The sequence below is a fragment of the Gordonia sp. YC-XJ4 genome, assembly GCF_059511865.1.
The window spans coordinates 570926-585171 of the sequence record NZ_CM183447.1 but is presented as its reverse complement, the minus strand read 5'-3'; the positions used below and the strand labels follow the sequence as shown (position 1 = coordinate 585171).

The 14246-nt window shown below is 67.2% G+C and carries 10 protein-coding genes; 8 read left to right on the top strand and 2 right to left on the bottom strand.

Annotated elements, in window-relative coordinates; all coding sequences use genetic code 11:
* Window positions 1–54: 54 nt before the first annotated feature.
* Window positions 55–1698, bottom strand: a complete 1644-nt coding sequence (gene nadB, locus AC5ZH6_RS02595) for an L-aspartate oxidase (protein WP_006369322.1) — start codon at window positions 1696–1698, stop codon at window positions 55–57.
* 182 nt (window positions 1699–1880) lie between these two features.
* Here nadB and AC5ZH6_RS02590 point away from each other — a divergent pair, with 182 nt between their 5' ends.
* The 4 genes from AC5ZH6_RS02590 to pgfA all read left to right on the top strand — a co-directional run bounded on the left by AC5ZH6_RS02590 (window position 1881) and on the right by pgfA (window position 6760).
* Window positions 1881–3146, top strand: a complete 1266-nt coding sequence (locus AC5ZH6_RS02590; protein WP_006369321.1) for an MFS transporter — start codon at window positions 1881–1883, stop codon at window positions 3144–3146.
* A 56-nt stretch (window positions 3147–3202) separates the two neighbouring features.
* Entirely contained in the window at window positions 3203–3562 is a 360-nt protein-coding gene (locus AC5ZH6_RS02585) for an ArsR/SmtB family transcription factor (RefSeq protein ID WP_006369320.1), read from the top strand.
* 56 nt (window positions 3563–3618) lie between these two features.
* A complete protein-coding gene (locus AC5ZH6_RS02580; RefSeq protein ID WP_035727531.1) occupies window positions 3619–5058 on the top strand; it encodes an ABC1 kinase family protein in 1440 nt (479 codons plus the stop codon).
* Window positions 5059–5167: 109 nt separating this feature from the next.
* A complete protein-coding gene (gene pgfA / locus AC5ZH6_RS02575; RefSeq protein ID WP_035727525.1) occupies window positions 5168–6760 on the top strand; it encodes a cell envelope lipid trafficking protein PgfA in 1593 nt (530 codons plus the stop codon).
* Window positions 6761–7263: 503 nt separating this feature from the next.
* Here the strand turns inward: pgfA and AC5ZH6_RS02570 are convergent.
* Window positions 7264–8223 (bottom strand): alpha/beta hydrolase, encoded by a 960-nt coding sequence (locus AC5ZH6_RS02570; protein WP_006369317.1) that lies wholly within the window; start codon window positions 8221–8223, stop codon window positions 7264–7266.
* A 367-nt stretch (window positions 8224–8590) separates the two neighbouring features.
* On the opposite strand from AC5ZH6_RS02570, the gene AC5ZH6_RS02565 reads away from it, so the two are divergent.
* The 4 genes from AC5ZH6_RS02565 (at window position 8591) to AC5ZH6_RS02550 (ending at window position 14174) form a co-directional block, all read left to right on the top strand.
* Window positions 8591–10252 (top strand): FAD-binding dehydrogenase, encoded by a 1662-nt coding sequence (locus AC5ZH6_RS02565; protein WP_496168383.1) that lies wholly within the window; start codon window positions 8591–8593, stop codon window positions 10250–10252.
* Window positions 10253–10356: 104 nt separating this feature from the next.
* A complete protein-coding gene (locus tag AC5ZH6_RS02560) occupies window positions 10357–11418 on the top strand; it encodes a Dyp-type peroxidase (RefSeq protein ID WP_006369315.1) in 1062 nt (353 codons plus the stop codon).
* Between the two features lie 48 nt (window positions 11419–11466).
* Window positions 11467–12267, top strand: coding sequence for a family 1 encapsulin nanocompartment shell protein (locus tag AC5ZH6_RS02555; protein ID WP_006369314.1), 801 nt, complete (start codon window positions 11467–11469; stop codon window positions 12265–12267).
* Window positions 12268–12884: 617 nt separating this feature from the next.
* Window positions 12885–14174 (top strand): HNH endonuclease signature motif containing protein, encoded by a 1290-nt coding sequence (locus tag AC5ZH6_RS02550; RefSeq protein ID WP_006369313.1) that lies wholly within the window; start codon window positions 12885–12887, stop codon window positions 14172–14174.
* The last annotated feature ends 72 nt before the right edge of the window (window positions 14175–14246 follow it).

Sequence of the window (14246 nt, the reverse complement as noted above, 5' to 3'; positions counted from 1 at the left end):
CGGTAAGAAAACGCGACCCCCGCCGGTCAGTGTACGAAGGAAGACCCGTCGGGGCTACCCCGGGACGCTCACCGGCGCGGCGTCGGCGACCTCGGCAATCACACCTCGTGCCAGACCGAAATACCTCGACCTCGCGTCGACGTCGGACCGCGGGAAGTCCGAACGCACGTGGCAGCCCCGTGATTCACGGCGCGCGGCCGCCGCGGCCACGACCACACCGGCAGCCAGGGTCAGCGACGCGTCCTCGGCGTCGGCGACCCCGGCGATCCGGCGCATCGGCGCCGACTCCAGCAGCGTTGCGACCTCGGCGAGCCCCGAGGCGTCGCGGCACAGCGCGACGTGGCGGCTCATCGCATCCTGGAGGGTCGTGCGGTCGAGTGCGGGTAGGTCCTCGTGACCGCGCACCTCGTCACCGTGCACCCCGTCGACGGCGGCGCCCCGGATCGCGTCGCGGTCGGTCACCGCGACGCCGGCCGCGCGGATACCCATGACCACGCCCTCGAGCAGGCTGTTGGAGGCGAGTCGGTTCGCGCCGTGCAGACCGGTGCGGGCCACCTCGCCGGCAGCGAGCAGACCGGGCACACCGGTGCGGGCGAAGGTGTCGGTGACCACGCCGCCGCACTGGTAGTGCGCCCCGGGTACCACCGGGATCAGGCCGGAGTCGAGGGACAGCCCGGCCACCCGCACGCCGGCGGTGACCGTCGGGAATCGGTCCGCGAAGCGATCGATACCCGAAATGTCGAGGTAGACGCACGGATGGCCGGTGCGGGCGAGGGCCGCCATCGCGGCGTTGGCGACGACGTCGCGGGGAGCGAGATCGCCGAGCGGATGCACGCCCGCGGTCACCGACGCTCCGTCGGCGTCGACGAGCCGTCCGCCCTCACCGCGGATCGCCTCGGTCACCAGGGTTCGGCGCCCGCGCTCTCCCGGGGTGTACAGCATCGTCGGATGGAACTGGATGAACTCGAGGTCGGCGACGCGGGCCCCGGCACGAAGCGCCAGGGCGATTCCGTCGGCGGTGGCCCCGGACGGATTGGTCGTGGCCGCATACAGATGCCCCGCACCGCCGGTGGCCAGCAGGACCGTCGGCGCCGACACGACGCGGGGTTCGCCGACCCCACCGTTGGCACCGCCGCGGACGTAGGAGACGCCGACGGCACGGCCGACGATGTCGGTGAGCACCCACGTCACCACCGATTCGTCGAGGCATTCGATGCCGCCGGCGGCCTGCGCCTCGCCCAGCGCCGCCCACAATGCGCGTTGCACGGCCGCGCCGGTCGCGTCGCCACCGGCGTGCAGGATGCGCCGTACCCGGTGGCCGCCCTCTCGGGTGCGGGCCAGCGCACCGGTGGGATCGCGGTCGAATTGCGTTCCCCACGAGATCAATTCGGAGACCGCCGCCCAGCCTGCGTCGAGGATGGGGCGGCTCGCGGCGGGGTCGCTGAGGCCTGCGCCGGCAGCCAGGGTGTCGGCGAGATGCGAGTCGACGGAGTCGGCGGGGTTGTCGGGCATGACGACCGCGACACCACCTTGCGCGTAGAAGGTGGCGGTGGGCTGTTCGGTCCGGTCGGTCTGCCATCGCGGGCCCTTGTGCACCAACACGACGCGTAGTCCGGCAGCCCGTGCGGTGAGTGCCGCGGCGATACCCGCCACTCCCGCGCCGACCACGACGAGGTCGGCGGATCGCGACACGGCCATGGTCCACCTCTTTCCTTGCTCCCGTCACAGCGGCTGCGGCGACGGGAATCTGTGTCGAACAACCAGCGGTGCACGTTTTCGATTCCCAGTCGAAAACCTCTCCCGGCGGACTCTACGCCATCGCGTGTGGACGACATATCTTTTAGGTGCGCAGATGCGCACATGTGGGTACAGTTCATTCGGTGCGGACCCTGCTCACCAACGCGACGTTCGGGCGGCTCTATCTGGCGCAGATCGTGTCGCTGGCCGGAACCGGACTGATGACGGTCGCGCTGGGACTACTCGCCTACCGCCTGGCCGGTGATGACGCGGCACAGGTCCTCGGCGCGGCGCTGGCGGTCAAGATGGTGGCGTATGTGGTGATGGCGCCGGTCATGCGCGCCCTGCTCGCACGGTTCTCCCCGGCCCGGGTGCTCATCGGTGCGGATCTGACCCGCACGGCCATGGCGGCGTGTCTGCCGTGGGTGGAACACACGTGGCAGATCTATCTGCTCATCTTCGCCCTGCAGACGGCGTCGGCGACGTTCACGCCGACGTTCTCCGCGACGCTGGCCCACGTCGTTGCCGACGAGGTCGACTACACCGCCGCGGTCTCGGCGTCGCGCGCCGCCTACGATCTCGAGGCGCTGCTGAGCCCGCTACTCGCGGCCGCATTGTTGACCGTGTGGTCCTACTCGACGCTTTTCGCCTGCACCGCAGTCGGTTTCGTGTGCTCGGCGCTGCTCGTGCGTTCCTCCGGCCTACACCGCACCCACCTCACCTCTCCGACGATGACCACCTTTGTCGACAGGCTCGGCTCGGGTGTGCGAATCATGTTCGGCCACCGCGTGTTCCGTCGGACCCTGTGGGCCAACCTCGCCGTCGCGGCGGCGACCGCGGTGGTATTCGTCGGCACGGTGGTCTACGTCCGCGCCGATCTGCACGCCAGCGACTCGACCGTCGCCGTCGCGCTGGCGGTCTTCGGCGGCGGATCGCTCGTCGCGACACTGCTCGTACCCGTGCTGTCCCGACGCGTGGGGGTGGCGATGGTCTTGCTCGCCGGCGCGGGTACGTGTGCCGTCGGGTTGGCCGGCGCCGCCTGGTGGCTGGCCGCACAGCCCAGCGCCGCGGCCCTGTTACTGACCTGGGTGGTGCTCGGTGCAGCCACCTCACTGGTCAACACCACCGTGCCCCGGCTGATCCGTGACCGTACCCCGACGGCGGTGTGCGACGACGTCTTCGCCGCGCAGTTCTCGTTGTCCCACGCCGGGTTCCTGGTCACCTACTCGATCGCCGGCTGGGGTCCGGCACTCGTCGGTTCGGCCGGAACCGTCGGCGTATTGGCAGTGGTGGCCGCGGTGGCCACCGGATTCGCGACGTGGACCGGGCGCGCCGACACCGCCGACGAGTCCGCGTCGTCCGAGTCGGCGTCGTCGCCCGCGCGGCTCGCGATCTCTCCCCTACGATGACCTCACGGCGCGCCGGAGCCGCCGCACCGCAAGCGAGGTCACGTGGACGGGGTCAGATGAAGGTCGAGGACGACTCACCGACGCCGAGTCTGCACCATCGCGTGCACGCCGACCCCGAGCTCCTCGGCACCGCGGCGTCTACCTTCTCGATGCTCGCCGACCCCACGCGCCTGCACCTGTTGTGGCTGCTCACCGAGGGTGAGGCCGATGTTTCCGCGCTCACGACAGCGGTCGGCGCGTCACGTACCGCGGTCAGTCAGCACCTGGCCAAACTGCGTTTCACCGGACTCGTCGACACCCGACGGGACGGTCGCCGGGTGATCTATCGCATCCGCGACGGTCACGTGAGCCGTCTCGTCGCCGAGGCAATCAATCACGCCGATCATCGCGTCACCGGAGAACCCGCCCACGAGTAGCAACCGGAGGCCCACGAGCCGGGTGGACGAGGTGACGCTCGGTACACTGGCCGGCGGTGACGATCATGAACAAACCCCTAGTCAACACCCCCCGCACGGAATCCTCCGGTCTTCTCGATCCGCATGAGCAGGGATCGGTGCGCACGCAGTTGCGGCCGGTGTCGCCGCTGTCGGAGGCCTACCGATTCGGCTCGACGGCCGTGCACGCCACGGCCGGCGTGGCCCGGTTCGCGCTCGGGACCGCCACCGACGCGCTGCGGCTGCGCCCGCCGACCGCACAGCGCACGGCCCGACGCGCAGCCCACGAGGTCCGCACCACCTTCGAGCATCTCGGCCCCACCTACGTGAAGCTCGGTCAGCTGATCGCATCGAGCCCGGGAGTCTTCACCGAGACCCTGGCGTCGGAGTTCGAGTCGCTGCTCGACCGGGTCTCCCCGGCCGACGATGCCGACATCCGTGCGTTGTTCATCGAGGAGTTCGGGCGGCCTCCGGAGGAGGTTTTCGCGACCTTCGACACCGAGCCGATCGCGTCGGCGTCGATCGCCCAGGTCCACACGGCCACACTCGCCGACGGCACCGAGGTGGTCGTCAAGATCCAGCGGCCGGGCATCGGTGAACGGCTGGCACCCGACGTCGCCATCCTCGATCGCCTCGCCGCGCTGGCCGAACTGTCGGAGTACGGCCGCATGCTCAGCGCCCGGCACGTCGTCGAGGACTTCGCGACCGGCCTCGACGCCGAGCTGGATTTCCGCAATGAGGCGTCGACAATGCGCGAGTGGTACGAATGCCTGCGCCCGGGCCCGTTCGGCGACCGGGTGCGTGTGCCCGCCGTCTACGACGAGTTCACCACCGCCCGTGTGCTGACGATGGAACGCATCTACGCCACCCGCATCGACGATGCCGCGGCGGTCCGCGCCGCCGGGCACGACGGTGTCGCACTGTGCCGCAATCTCCTTCTGTCCCTTCTGGAGTCGGCGTTCCACGGCGGCCTTTTCCATGGTGACCTGCACGCGGGCAATGTGCTCGTCGACGACGCGGGCCGGCTCGTGCTGCTCGACTTCGGCATCGTCGGACGGTTCACCCCGCGCACCCGGCGCATCTTGCGTCAGCTCGTCGTGGATCTGATCGTGCGCAACGACTACGAATCGGCCGGGCGCGCGATCTTCCTGCTCGGCGCGGTACGCAATCCGGGCTCGACCGCCGCGGGCGGCGCCGACATCGAAAAGGTCGCCAAGCCACTGTCGAGCACCGACCTCGGCTCGATGAGCTACACCGATCTGGGCCGTCAGCTCGCCGCCGTCGCACGCGCCCACGATGCCCGGCTGCCACGCGAGCTGGTGCTGGTGGGCAAGCAACTCCTCTACGTCGAGAAGTACATGAAGTTGCTGGCCCCGCGGTGGAAGGCGATGAGCGACCGCGAGATCTACGGATACATGGCCGGGATCATGAAAGAGGCCGAGCGTGATCGTCGATCGGCGGGATCGGCGGGCCGCTGAGCCGATGGGCGAGGCGTTGGACCGTGCCGCGGGCACCCGCCATTAGGGTGGAACGCAGTCGCGAGCGCCCGACGATGGCTCGACGTCGCCAACCTGAGGGAGACGATTGATGAAACGAGTGTTGCCGGCGCTGCTGGCGTTCTTCGGCGTGGCCTGCATCACCGCCGCGATCGCCATTCCGCTGGCCCTGGTCCCGCAGCTCCGGGTGGTTCCACTCGATCTCGACATCACATCCAATGCGACCACCGTGCCCGCCGACGGTTCTCCCGGTGAACGTTTCCCGGCGGTCATCTTCGATCGCTGCTCGATCGGTCAGGCCAAGGCCGAGACCCTGCAGGCGCACCTGACCCAGCAACGCCGGTCGGTGATCGTCGACCCATCGGATCGTCGGCAGGCCACCGTCCAATCCGCACAGACCGTGCAGGTCGACCGCACCCGCACCGCGGGCGGCGACGAGGCGCAGCCACCGGCTCCCAACGCCAACGGCGACCTGCAGTGCAACGACGGCCTGCTGACCGCGAGCATCGATCGGGTCTCGGTGAGCCGCAAGACGTCGGTGCCGAATGGCACCGTCAGCTCCCTGCAGGTCGAGGCCGCACCCAAGGGTGTCGACGCCAAGGACGTGTCGGTCCAGCTCACCAACCGCAAGGGCTTCCAGTACAAGTTCCCGTTCGACACCAAGAAGCGTTCGTACCTGGTCTATGACCTCAATACCCGCCAGGACACCGACGCCAAGTTCGTCGGCGAGCAGACCATCGACGGCGTCAAGACCTACCACTTCCGGACCCAGGTCCCCGAGACCGATCTGTCGACCCTGCCCAACCCGCAGAACGAGGCCGCGCTCGGCACCATGCTGACGATGCCGGCCAAGTGGTGGGGCATCACCGGTGCCGGTGTTCGACCCAACGACCAGGTCAACATGCACCGCTACGCGACGGCGACGCGTGATCTGTGGGTCGAACCGGAGACCGGCACCATCGTCGACGGCCGTGAGGACCAGCATCAGTACTTCCGGTCGCCGTACAAGGACGACGACTCCACCCCGGCCGCGGTGCGCAACTATCAACTCGACGCACTGAAGGGCACTTTCGCCTGGACCGATGGCACCGTCTCCGAGCAGGCGTCGAAAGCCAAGCACTACATGGGATTGCTGAAGCTCGGCAATCTCTGGTTGCCGCTGATCCTCGGCATCGTCGGTGTGCTCCTGCTACTCGCGTGGCTGCTGTTGCTGCTGCGCGCCCGCCGCAACCGCCCGACCGATCCCGACGACGACCTGGACGGCGAGGCTCTGCGGGACGGCGAACGCGGCGGCGAGGTGCCCGACGGTGACGAACCCGGATGGGACGAACCCGGATGGGACGAACCCGGCTCGGAGGAGCCGACGGTCGTCGAGCCGCGCGGTGCCGCGGCGGCGGCACCGACGGCAGTCATCGCCTCCCAGCGCTCTCGGCACAGCGCCCCGCAGTCCCCCAATCCCGAGGACGACGACAGCGCCTATCTGTGGGATCGTCCCACCCAGCGCATCCCCCGCGTCGAGGGACCGGCACCGAAGATCGACGGTGATCGGGACTTCCGGTCGATCGACGATTCACCTTCGGCGCCAACGGGTTCCGAGGACGTCGCCCACGACGGCGGCGTCCACGAGAAAGGCGACCCCGACGACGGTGAGACGTCGGTCTTCCGGCGGCCGCCCACGGAGTAGCCGATCGCGGGCGGGTCGGTCATCGCGGGGCGGTAGCTCATCGCGGGCGGTAGGTCATCGCGGGCAGTTGATCGAGACCCGACAGAGCGAGGCCCAGCACACCACCCAGGCCGACTGTCGGGTCCCCCACGACCGCGGCTCTCACCTCGCAATCGTGTAAGTCGGCTTATACCGTGGCTGACTGAACGTCCGCCGAGGTGAGTGGGTGAGCATATGTGGCGTTTCGGTGCACTGGGTTGCGCCCTGGGCGGCGCGGTCGCCGGCGTGCTGATCTCGACGTCCGTCGCCGCACGGCAGGCGGCACACATGCTCTCCCCGACACGGGCCGCGCACCCCGCCCCCACTTCGGAGCAGCCGAGTACGCGCACGGACCCGGTCCGCCGACCCATGTAGGTCTCCCCACACCCGTCGCAACGAAACAACGAGGGCCGGTGATCAATGATCACCGGCCCTCGTTCGTGGTCGTTCAGGCGCTCGCAGGCGCTCTGACCCCGATCAGCGGATCAGAAGAACGCCGGGGCGAAGGTGCTGCCCCACGACTGCTTGAAGTCGGCCTGCCAGTAGTCCCACCAGTGATCGCCATCGGGGGTGATCCGGGTGGTGAGCTGGATCGGGAGGGTGCGCAGCCGTGCGATGTAGATCTGGCTGCTGGTCGACGCGGCGACCTCGAGCGGAACCATCTGCGCGAAGTGCACCGCGTTGAAGTTCGGGCTGCCCGGGGTGATCGATGAGTCGTAGCGACTGCCCATGCCGGTGCCTGCCGAGATGAAGACGCGATGGCCCGACAGGTTCCCCGCAGAGAGGAACGGGTCGTTCTGGAACCACTCACCGGCCGGGTAGAAGCCCCACATGTTGTTGGGGTCGCCGCCCATGGTCGAGACCGACGCCTGGATGCCCTGGGTGAAGCCGGGCATGGTCACCGTCGGGTAGCCGCTGTAGGACGCGACGGCCTTGTAGAAATTGGGGTGGCGAGAAGCGAGGTTGAGCGCCGAGGTGCCCGACATCGACAAGCCGGCGATGCCGTTGCGCTTGTTGTCGCTGTTGTGCTGCTTCGCCATGTAGGCGGGCAGCTCGCGGGTCAGGAAGGTTTCCCACTTGTTGATGCCCAGCTTCGGGTCGGGGCGCTCCCAGTCGGTGTAGAAGCTGCCGCCTCCGCCGAACGGAATCACGACATTGGTGCCCTTGCCGCCCATCCAGCGGGCCACATCGGTGTTGATCAGCCAGCCACTGTTGTTGTTGGGCGCACGCAGGCCATCGAGCAGATAAAGGGTCGGCTTGGGGCCTCCGCCTCCTCCGTCGACGATGCACACGGGCACGGAACGGTGCATGGCGGCGGAGTAGACGTTCTCCACTCCGCAGCCGTTGGCAGCATGGGCGGCTGGCGCGGCAACCGTGGTGACACCGGCAACGGCGGCCAAGGCCACCATTCCCGCCACCAGGCGCTTACGGGCGCGAGTCAGCATCAGTTGTCAATCCTTACGATCGTGACCCGAGCGGGCTCGTTCACATGGGTGGTGCGGGGTGGTGGCGGCTCTCCGCCCGGGACGATCCCCGTCGCGGCCGATAGTAACGGCCCCATAACACCGCGGCAAAGGCGCTCGAGGGGCCACCACCCACTGCGACAGATCCTGCCAGGCTCGGGTGACTGCCGTCACCTGCGCCAATCACGGTTGGACGTCGACTTGATCACATCGCAAAAAGAAATCTGAGATGCGGTCCGAAATGTCCTGAGAGTCCTTAAAGAGTTGTCGGTGAATGCGTGACGCACCGCACCGGTGCCGATCAGGTGTCGGGCGCATTAGTGTCGGTGTCGACTCTCAGGGAGGTCCAGTGACTCAGCAGCAGCAGGCCGACGCCATCGTGGTCGGGGCCGGTTTGGCCGGACTTGTCGCCACCTATGAACTCACCCGCGCCGGACGCAAGGTGATCGTCGTCGATCAGGAGAACCGCAACCATCTCGGCGGGCAGGCGTTCTGGTCGTTGGGCGGGCTGTTCCTCGTCGACACCCCCGAGCAACGGCGTCTCGGTATTCACGACTCCGCCGAGCTGGCACTGCAGGACTGGATGGGCTCGGCCGGCTTCGATCGCGACGACGAGGACTACTGGCCGCGACAGTGGGCCCGCGCCTACGTCGACTTCGCCGCGACCGAGAAGCGGCAGTATCTGCACGACCTCGGCCTGCGGGCACCGCTGGTGGGTTGGGCCGAGCGCGGCGGCGGATTCGCCGATGGCCACGGCAACTCGGTGCCGCGATTCCATCTGACCTGGGGCACCGGCCCCGAGGTGGTGCGGATCTTCGCCGAGCCGGTGCTCGACGCCGAGCGGCGCGGCCTGGTCGAGTTCCGTTTCCGCCATCGCGTCGACGACATCGTCGTCGAGGACGACATGGCGGTCGGGGTGCGCGGCGCCCTGCTCGAGCCCACCGATCTCGAGCGCGGGAAGGCGTCGGGCCGCGAGGTGGTCGGCGACTTCGAGATCCGCGCCGGCGCCGTCGTGCTCACCACCGGCGGGATCGGCCACAACCACGATCTGATCCGCGAGAACTGGCCGGTGGAGCGCCTCGGTCCGGCGCCGAAGACGATGATCGCCGGGGTGCCCGCCCACGTGGACGGCCGGATGCTCGGCATCGCCGAGGATGCGGGTGCGAGTCTGGTGAATCGCGACCGGATGTGGCACTACACCGAGGGCATCATCAATTGGGACCCGATCTGGCCCAATCACGCCATCCGGATCATTCCCGGGCCCTCGTCGATCTGGCTCGACGCCAACGGCGACCGGCTGGCTCCGCCGAATTTCCCCGGCTTCGACACCAACTCCACGATGAAGGCGATCCTCGCGACCGGTCACGATTACTCGTGGTTCATCCTCACGCAGTCGATCATCGAGAAGGAGTTCATGCTCTCGGGTTCCGAGCAGAATCCGGATCTGACGCGCAAGGATCTGAAGTTTGCCGCCAAGAGCCGCTTGGCCAAGGGAGCCCCGGGACCGGTGGCCGCGTTCGTCGAGCACGGTGAGGACTTCGTCGTCGCCGACAACCTCGCCGAACTCGTGCACGGGATGAACAAGATCACCCGCGGCCCACAACTGGATCTGCAGAAGGTCGAACGCATCATCTCCGCGCGTGACGCCGACGTCGACAACAAGTTCTCCAAGGACGCGCAGCTGATGGCCATCACCAATGCGCGGCAGTATCTCGGCGACAAGGTGGCCCGGGTGGCCAAACCGCACAAGATCCTCGACCCGGAGCACGGCCCGCTGATCGCAGTCCGCCTGAACATCTTGACCCGCAAGACCCTCGGTGGACTTGAGACCAACCTCGATTCGGCGGTCATGCGTCCCGACGGGACGGTCTTCGAGGGCCTCTACGCCGCGGGCGAGGTTGCCGGTTTCGGCGGTGGCGGCGTCCACGGTTACAACGCGCTCGAGGGCACCTTCCTCGGGGGCTGCATCTTCTCCGGGCGGGTCGCGGGGCGGGCGATCGCGCGGAAGTAGCTTCCCAACGCGGTGACGCCCGTGAAAAGGCTTGCCTGATCTCATCTTTCGCAGGGTTGCCTCAGTGACCACGACCATCCGGTCAGTCGGATAGGGTAGACGACGTGCCGGTGCCGCAGACGATCCTGACACGCAAGACCAAACACGCCCTGTTCCTGGTCATGACGATCAACGAGGGCGGCGAGTCCGGTGTTCGTGACTTCCTCGCCGAACTGGGCTCCCGTATCAACTCGGTGTCTTCGCGTGCCCCCGATCAGGCACTCGCCGGGATCATCTCAATCGGCTCGGCTGCGTGGGATCGTCTCTTCGACGGCGCGCGACCACGATCGCTGCGGCCGTTCGTCGTCTATGAGGGGCCGGTGCACACCGCACCGGCCACCCCGGCCGATCTACTCCTGCACATCAAGGCCGACCAGGCCGACCTCTGTTACGAGCTCGGCAGACTGGCCATGAACGATCTCGGCGACGCGATCACCGTCGTCGACGAGGTCCATGGCTTCCGCTACTTCGATCTGCGTGACCTGATCGGCTTCGTCGACGGCAGCGAGAATCCGGTGGGGCAGGCGGCGATCGACGCGATCACCGTCGGCGACGAGGACCCGGCATTCGCCGGCGGCAGTTACGTCGCCATTCAGCGCTACCTCACCGACTTCGCCGCCTGGAACGCCATCGGCGTCACCGAACAGGAAAACGCCATCGGCCGAACGAAATTGGACAATGTCGAGATGTCCGACGATGTGAAGCCCGCCAACTCGCACATCGCGCTCAACGTCGTCGAGGACGCCAACGGCGAGGAGATCGACGTCGTCCGCGACAACATGCCCTACGGAAACGTCTCCGGCACCGGCGAACTCGGCACCGGAGAGGCCGGCACCTTCTACATCGCGTACTCCTCGGGTCCCGACGTCACCGAGGAGATGCTGCGCAAGATGTTCATCGGCGACCCGCCGGGCAACTACGACCGACTCCTGGACTTCACCACTGCAGTCACCGGCGCCCAGTTCTTCACCCCGACAGTCGATTTCCTCGACGACCTACCCCCGGCTCCGGCTGCCGGCACCGAAGACGACGAATCCGACGACGCCCCACCGACGACCGCCGAACCGAGACCCACCGCGCCGTCGCGTCCGAGCGACGGGTCGTTGGGCATCGGTTCACTGCACTGACGCGCACTGCCACCCCGATCGATCCGACCACCACCAAGGAGACGCCTCATGAACAACCTGCATCGCGAACTCGCGCCCATCTCCACCTCGGCGTGGGAGGCGATCGAAGAAGAGGCGACCCGCTCGTTCAAGCGCAACAGCGCCGGGCGTCGGATCGTCGACGTCAAGGGACCCCTCGGACTCGAGGCGTCGTCGGTCACCCGCGGGCATCGATCCAAGATCGACTCCCCCGCCGACGGCATCCTCGCCTTTCAGCGCCATGTGCAGCCGCTCGTCGAACTGAAGGTCCCGTTCACCGTCACCCGCGAGGCCATCGACGACGTCGACCGCGGCGCCGAGGACTCCGACTGGGATCCGGTCGTCGACGCCGCACGCCAGCTCGCGCTCGCCGAGGATCAAGCGATCTTCGAAGGCTATGCGGCCGCTGGGATCTCCGGCATTCGCGCCGAGACCAGCTCCACGCCGATCGCGCTGCCGGAGGACGTCCGCGACTACCCGGAAGCGTTCAGTCAGGCGCTCTCCACCCTCAAACTCGCCTCCATCGACGGCCCGTACTCGATCGCGGTCTCCGCCGACGTCTACAACCTGATCAACGAGACCTCCAACCACGGATATCCGATCCGCCAGCACATCCAGCGGCTGATCGACGGCGACATCGTGTGGGCGCCCGCGATATCCGGCGCCTTCGTATTGTCCACCCGCGGCGGTGATTTCGAGCTGACCATCGGTCAGGACGTCTCCATCGGCTACGACTCGCACGACGGCGACACGGTGAACCTCTACTTCCAGGAGTCCTTCACCTACCTCACCTACACCGGTGAGGCGGCGATTGCGTTGACAAAGAGCTGAGATCGTTGGCGGCCCCTCCCGATGGCCGAGTTGCACGGCGCCCAAGCGCCGCCCCCCTGATGGTCGAGGTGCACGACCCCCCGGGCGCCGGACCTTCCCCCCGATGGTCGAGGTGCGAGCCGCGTGCGGCGAGCCTCGAGACACGGTGAGATAGCAAGCTTCCCAACCCCATCACCTCCTCGACACCTGAACGCGCACCGAACTCGTAGACTCCGCCTTTGCACGAGCCGCGCCTGAGTGTTGGCACCGCGTACCGCCTTCCCCCGATGGTCGAGGTGCACGGCGCCCCAGGCGCCGGGCCTTCCCCCCGATGGTCGAGGTGCACGGCGCCCCAGGCGCCGGGCCTTCCCCCCGATGGTCGAGGTGCACGGCGCCCCAGGCGCCGGGCCTCGAGACCCGGTGAGACAACAAGCCTCCCAACCACATCGAGAGCAAGACAAACGAAAAACCGCACCGCCTACCACACCCCACCGACAGAAAACTTCCGCCAGCCCACCACCGAAACCCGTTGTCCACAAGCACCTTTGCCTCCCCAGAACCATCGAACACCCTTGCCTTGATCCCTATGTTCGAGTACGATGGAGTCATCACACCGATCAGCCACTGGGGAGGGGCCCATGATCGACACCACCACAACTCTTGACGTCAAAGATGTTGACGCCGAAGCACTCTTTGCCGACATCGTCACCCAACTGAGTGACCTTCAATGGAATCCGGAAATGACCGGGCCACAAGCCTTCGGTGCGATGAAACAAGTCCTGCTACTGCGGAATCTGGTTGATCACCACGCCACCACCCTCACCGGCGAACTGGACCGGCTGGGAGTGGCCGACCACAAGACCACGCGGCTACGAGAACTGTTGATCAGCATGGGTTGCGCACCCGCCGTCGCAAGTCGGTATGTGCGGGTCGCCGCCACCACCGATGTCGACCTGTTGTTGGCGCATGCAGCGGACGGGTCCATCTCGTCCGAACACACCGATGCCATCGTGCGTGGGTTGGCGCACATCGACACCCGATGCCCCGAACCTTTGGACACCGTCCAACGCTGTGAGCTCTTGCGGAAGTTGCTGTCGCACTACTTCGCCGGTTTCACCCCCGCCGAGATCAATCTCTACGCGCGGCAGTTGGGTAACGAGTTGGCGGCCGAGACACCCGGTGGCTTGCCTGCTGCCGAAGACAAGTCGATCAACTCCTACAGCGACCGCATCACCGACGACGGACGGTTGGAGATCTCGGCGAACCTCGACATCGTCGCCGGGGAGAAAACCAGAACTCTGATGGAAACCTTGTCGGCGCCCAAGCCTCAGCCCGACGGCTCGCCGGATCCTCGGACACCCGAACAGATCTGCGCGGCCGCGTTCGAAACGATCGTGGAGTTGGCGGCACAAGGCCTGGCGGAAACTACGTTCTCGGCCAAACCGACCAACGGCCTGTTGTGGACCTGGTCGGCGGACAACCCGGCACTCGGTGGGGATTTGCAGAACATGGGTGCGATCACCGAAGCCACCGCCCGAATGTTGTCGTGTGACACCACCATCACGAAAATCATGCTCGACCCCAACGGTGTACCGCTCAGTGTTGGCGAGACGAAACGATTCTTCACCCCCGGCCAACGCAAAGCCCTACTCGTCCGGGATCGCGGATGCATCAAATGCGGAGCCCACGCCGGACGCTGCCAAGGACACCATGTGCACCATTGGGCCGATGGTGGGCCCACCGACCTCGACAACGGCTGCCTCCTCTGCAGCAGCTGCCATGATGACGTCCACCACCACGGATGGGACATCATCATGGGATTCGACCGACACCCCTGGCTGATCCCACCCGCCAGCATCGACCCGAAACGACGACCAGTGCCGTCGTATCACCGACGGACCATGCGACTCGACGACACCGCAGCCTGACCTGCGCTGCCCCACAACTTGATTCCCTGCACCCGGCCCGGCCGGGACCGCATCTGTTGTTTGAGAACTCCA

Excerpts from the sequence above, each read along its gene's own strand:
- AC5ZH6_RS02585 (WP_006369320.1), top strand. The coding sequence starts at position 3,203 with ATGAAGGTCGAGGACGACTCACCGACGCCGAGTCTGCACCATCGCGTG.
- AC5ZH6_RS02555 (WP_006369314.1), top strand. The coding sequence starts at position 11,467 with ATGAACAACCTGCATCGCGAACTCGCGCCCATCTCCACCTCGGCGTGG.
- AC5ZH6_RS02550 (WP_006369313.1), top strand. The coding sequence starts at position 12,885 with ATGATCGACACCACCACAACTCTTGACGTCAAAGATGTTGACGCCGAA.
- AC5ZH6_RS02570 (WP_006369317.1), bottom strand. The coding sequence starts at position 8,223 with ATGCTGACTCGCGCCCGTAAGCGCCTGGTGGCGGGAATGGTGGCCTTG.
- pgfA (WP_035727525.1), top strand. The coding sequence starts at position 5,168 with ATGAAACGAGTGTTGCCGGCGCTGCTGGCGTTCTTCGGCGTGGCCTGC.
- nadB (WP_006369322.1), bottom strand. The coding sequence starts at position 1,698 with ATGGCCGTGTCGCGATCCGCCGACCTCGTCGTGGTCGGCGCGGGAGTG.